The 5,496-nt window shown below is 38.3% G+C and carries 2 protein-coding genes; both read left to right on the forward strand.

Annotated elements, in window-relative coordinates:
- The first annotated feature begins 467 nt into the window (after nucleotides 1–467).
- Nucleotides 468–2,327 (forward strand): sensor domain-containing diguanylate cyclase, encoded by a 1,860-nt coding sequence (locus AC3DU7_RS23655; protein ID WP_488041750.1) that lies wholly within the window; start codon nucleotides 468–470, stop codon nucleotides 2,325–2,327.
- Between the two features lie 1,012 nt (nucleotides 2,328–3,339).
- Nucleotides 3,340–5,436, forward strand: a complete 2,097-nt coding sequence (locus tag AC3DU7_RS23660) for an N-acetylmuramoyl-L-alanine amidase (protein ID WP_488041751.1) — start codon at nucleotides 3,340–3,342, stop codon at nucleotides 5,434–5,436.
- Nucleotides 5,437–5,496 lie beyond the last annotated feature (60 nt).

Here is a 5,496-nt window from a genome sequence, read left to right on the forward strand (position 1 = left end):
TACTCTAAGTGCCAAAAATAATTTTGTGGTCTACTCAAATGAAAAGCGCTGTAAGCTAATAACTCATAGCTGATGTCTAAATGCTTACTACATTTTTATTGATTTTAACTATTAATTGTTCATTGTTTGAGATTGAAAAACAATGGGCATATTTTTTGAAAGTTTGTAGTTAATACGAGTGAAAACTGCTATAAATGCTGAACAGCTTAATAGTCGATAATTTTAGGTTTTTCCTAAAGTTTGCCCTTACAGACAGTATGGTAACAAAGGGAATTAGAATGCTCCGACCGATCGGGAATCTTAGCCAGCGGATTTGATATCTAAATTAGGTATAAAATTATTCACATTTAAATACTCAATGGCTCCGCTTTTCAATAAAAAAATATCAATATCTAATAGAATACGGTTACACAGACTTTTTTTTTAAAGTGCTATATTTAGCTTATAATTTTTTATAGAAAATTCTGATGAATAAAATAATACCTCAATCTATATTACCTACTATCGGCCGTCAAATTATTAATCAAATATCTAGGTTATTGAGATTACCTACTATTGATAATTTAGAAGCTCAACTACACGAAAAAACTGAGCAACTAGAGCAAATCTATGCACAACAGAAAGCAATATATCGAGTTATCAGCAAAATTAGAGCATCTCTCGACCTAGAAACAATATTTCAGACAACCACAAAAGAAACTTGTAGACTTTTAGGTGTGGAACGAGTCTCAGTATATCGTTTTAATGAAGACTGGGAAGGCGAATTTGTCGGTGACTTTGAATTTGCTGAAGTTGGTTGGGATGAACTAGAATTTACATACAAAAGCACTGTCTGGAATGATTGTTATCTTCAAAAGAATCAAGGTGGTCGCTATAGCAGTAATGAAACACTCGTAGTAAAAGATATTTATCAAGCAGGGTTATCCCAATGCCATATTGAAATATTAGAACAATTTCACATCCGAGCATATGCCACTGCTCCCATTTTTGTCAAACAAAAACTATGGGGTATTCTGACTGCCTATCAGCATTCCAAACCCCGTGAGTGGGAAACTACAGCAGTAAATTTTTTGACTCAAATAGCTGTTCAACTGGGCTTCGCAGTGCAGCAAGCAGAACAACTAGCTGCAGTCGAACAAACAGCAAAAGATTTGCGAGCAGCTAGCCAGCAACAAATGATTTTATTCAATTTAATTTCAGAAATTCGTGAATCTCTTGACCTCAATACCTTATTTAAAACCACTGCCAAAGAAGTTAGAAAAGCTCTCGAGAGCGATCGCGTAGGAATATTCCGCTTCCACCCAGAAAGTAACTACTGCTATGGAGAGTTTGTTTCTGAAAGCGTTTTACCCATGTATGATTCTACGCTTTCGATCAAAGTCAACGATTATTGTTTTGGCGAACAGTATGCAATCTATTATCAACAGGGACGCATGCAAGTTTTGACAGATATTTATAATGCTGGTTTAAAAGATTGTCATATTCAAATCTTAGAAAAATTTCAAATTAAAGCACAAATTATTATGCCTTTAATGATGGGTTCAAAACTGTGGGGACTGCTTTGTATTCATCATTGTGAAAATAGCCGTGAATGGACTCCTACTGAAATTAGATTTGTCAAACAATTAGCAGCTCAGTTTAGTGTTGCTTTAGAGCATTCCCATCTACTCGCTCAAACTCGCTCACAAGCAGATGAGTTAGGTAACACCCTGCATGCACTTAAACAAGCAAATCTCAAATTAGAACGTCTAGCTCGACTTGATGGTTTAACTCAAATTCCTAACCGCCGTTACTTCGATGAATTTTTAGACCAAGAATGGCGACGAATGGCAAGACAAAAGGAATTTTTATCTCTCATTATGCTTGATGTGGATTATTTCAAACTATACAATGATGTTCACGGTCATCAAGAAGGAGACAAATGTTTGATGAAAATAGCTCATACAGCTCAAGGGGTTTTGAAATGTCCGGCAGACTTACTAGCTCGTTATGGGGGCGAAGAGTTTGCTGTAATTTTATCAAATACTGACCAAAGTAAGGCTTGTGAAGTAGCAGCACAGATTCAATCAGCTATTAAAGCTTTAGGTATTTCTCATTCTAATGGGAAAGAACAAATAGTTACTATCAGTCTTGGTGTTGCGACTCAAATTCCTTCATTTGATCGAACACTCCACTCATTTATTGGCCAAGCTGATAGAGCTTTATATGAAGCTAAACAAAAGGGTAGAGATTGCTGGATACACTTTAGTATGATTTCTCAAGATGCAAAAGACATCTCCAGAAAAGAGGGAACAGGGAACACCGGAGCTGGGAACAGGGAAGAATAATTGATAATTTATGGATAAGAATTGATTTTATTTTTAATTTTTGGAGATGTCTAAAGAGCTTTTAAAGTCACTACAAATTCTCAAACTATGGTGCGATCGCAGAAATGCCTCAAAGTTTATAAAGTTATTTCCCATTTTTATGGTCTGAAATTAACCATGCAGCTTTCAAATTAGCATCCTCATCTTTTTATTTTTGACAGCTTCAAATAAGCAATCAGCAGTAGCTGAATACACTCAAGCTAATAGCTAGTTCAAACTCCAATCAATTAGCATAGGCACAGTTGTATCAAAAGCGAATGCATAATATCAGCTCCACTTAATTCGGTATAAAAAACTTTTCATCTAAGCGCCAATATGCAAATCTTTCTCAATTCTCTTCCCTCCTGATATCAAATCCGTTTAATTCGGTTAAAAAAATGTTCCATCTTCAACCATTACCAAATATTTCTCGATCTCCCCATCTCCCCTACTCCCCATCTAATTACACCGATGCTACCGGATTTGATATGACTCCTGACTCCTGATTATTGACTTCTGACCCATAGCTCCGGTCAAAAATCACAAAGCTATTTGCGGATCATTCCGGTACGGAAAATGCTGAAGCGCTGATATCTAGTTAAATACAGTAATATCATCATCAAACTTCTTCACTCTAATCAATACAACAGAAAACCGCTATAATACCCGCAGCTACGGACAAAAAATCAAAAAAATTGTCCAAATTGACAAATTTATCTGGAATAACTGACAACTATTTAGAAAGTTATATGATAGTATGTTCCTCGAGTTATGCTAAAAGTCATTATTGAAGTGTAAATCTGGTGTATGAGTAAATTCTACAGGTTAATGATTATTCTGTTCGCCAAAAATTATCAGGGATATATCAATACATCTATATATCTAGGTATCTATATCTAGAAGAGTTCAAAAAGTATTAAACTTGCATATGAAAAATATATATCCAGGAAATCGTTTTATATCTCTAAAAAGTAACCAGATGGGAAAAAACCTAATGGTACGCTATCTACTTCCAAGTATACTCAGTGTTTTTGTACTTGGAAGTCCTACGGAAGCTGCTACCCTAGAATCTTGGCAGTTTCAAGCAAATCAGAATCGACTATCCTTTACTACTGAAGGAGGTGTTCAGCCAAAAGCACAACTCATAACTAACCCAACTCGCTTAGTTATAGATTTGCCTGGCACAACTTTAGGTGGTATCAGGACTTCTCAAGTTGTCGGTGGAGCAGTTAAGGCAGTTAGAGTAGGACAATTTAATTCTCAAACAGCTCGGATTGTCGTAGAATTAAATAATGGCTATACTCTAGATCCAAAACAGGTACAATTTCGGGGTATCTCTCCTAGCGAATGGACTGTACAAATACCCACACCTCAAAAAATTACCTCTAGTTCAGATATTAGCCTTACACCCGAGTCTCCACCCGCACCACCTCAAAGCTCCCAGTCTCCACCCGCACTACCTCAAAGTCCTCAGTCTCCACCCGCACTACCTCAAAATTCTCAGTCTCAACCATTACCACCTCAAAGACCGTCTTTACTTCCTCGCAGAATAGAGAGACCAAGTAATCAAAATATACTAAGACCAAGAAACCCCAATCCTGTTAATCAAGTTGCTACCACTGGTACGCCAACTCTTGTAGAAAATGTCCAAGTAAAGCCAGAGGGATTAGTTCTACAAACGAGCGGTCAACTACCAGAAATAGAACTTAAGCAGAGTGTTGACCGTACTTGGATGACCATTGATGTTCTGAATGCTACTCTCACAGCAAAAGATGTCAAGTCAAATCAAAGATTTAACGAATCTGGATTAACAATTACTCAACTTACTCAGCTTTCAACAACACCTGCAGTAGTTCGTTTGACAGTGAGTCTTCCAGATACTAAAACTCAATGGCAAGCTCGTGCTTATGCAGGTGGAGTAGCAATATGGCCTCAAGGAGAAACACCACCAACAATTAATCAAGCTAATGGTTTTGCAGTTGTTAAGTCAGTAGAGTTGAAAAATGGTACTGACTTAGTAATTACAGGAGATCGACCTCTGAACTATAGGAGTGGTTGGGATTCTGAAGAGGATGCCTATGGAATTACAATATATGGTGCTAAGGTAGATGACCGGTTAAAGTTACCTGGCAGACGGGTTGGCAGTCCTCTAGTTTGGGCAAAAATACGTCAAGAAGATCCAGAAACAGTAACTATTCTGGTTAAGCCTGCTACTAATATTAAAATTGCTCAAGTAACTCAGCTTACCCCACAACAGTTATCTTTACCTATGGGTTGGGGTAATATTGGCACTACTCCTCCTGGTTGGCAGCCAGATCCTAGAGAGCAATCTTCTAATTCTAGACCTTCACTATTCCAACGGGGAAACAATTCATTACCCCAAAATTCTTCTCCTCAGAATAGATTACCTCGAAATTCTTCAGGGAATTTACTTCCGAGACGGTGGCCTTTCCCCTGGCCTCGTCGCAACGACCGCCCTTCTAATACTAATAATGGTAATCGTCGCTTTCCTTTACCGAATAATAGATTACCTCAGCGTGATGGACGGTTAATGATAGTTATAGACCCTGGGCATGGAGGACCTACGGATTTAGGTGGAGTGGGTTTTGGTCTGCGAGAGAAGGATATTGTGTTGCCCATGTCATTGGAGGTAGCTCAAATCCTGGAGCAGAATAATATACAAGTGGTGATGACTCGTAAGACAGACCGGGATTTAGATTTACCACCACGGGCAGAATTGGCTAATCGGGTAAATGCCGATCTGTTTGTGAGTATTCATGCTAATGCTATTAGTGCGAGTCGTCCTGATGTGAATGGTTTAGAGACTTTTTATTATCAAAGTGGCCAAGCTCTAGCACAATATATTCAGAATAGTATGTTGGAAAGTTTCCCCACAATGAATAATCGTGGCGTGAAGCGGGCTCGTTTTTATGTACTAAGAAAGACTAAGATGCCTGCTGTATTGGTAGAGGTGGGTTTTGTTACTGGTAATTATGATTCTAGGATTCTTGCAGATCCTGGTCAACGTAGTCGTATGGCACAGGCGATCGCTCGTGGGATACTTAGATATGTTCAAGCTTATTCTCGTTAGTAAGAGGGAGTAGGGGAGTAGGGGAGTAGGGGAGTAGGGGAGTAGGGGAGTAGGGGAGTA

This window comes from Okeania sp., from assembly GCF_983059655.1.

Excerpts from the sequence above, each read along its gene's own strand:
- AC3DU7_RS23655 (WP_488041750.1), top strand. The coding sequence starts at position 468 with ATGAATAAAATAATACCTCAATCTATATTACCTACTATCGGCCGTCAA.
- AC3DU7_RS23660 (WP_488041751.1), top strand. The coding sequence starts at position 3,340 with ATGGTACGCTATCTACTTCCAAGTATACTCAGTGTTTTTGTACTTGGA.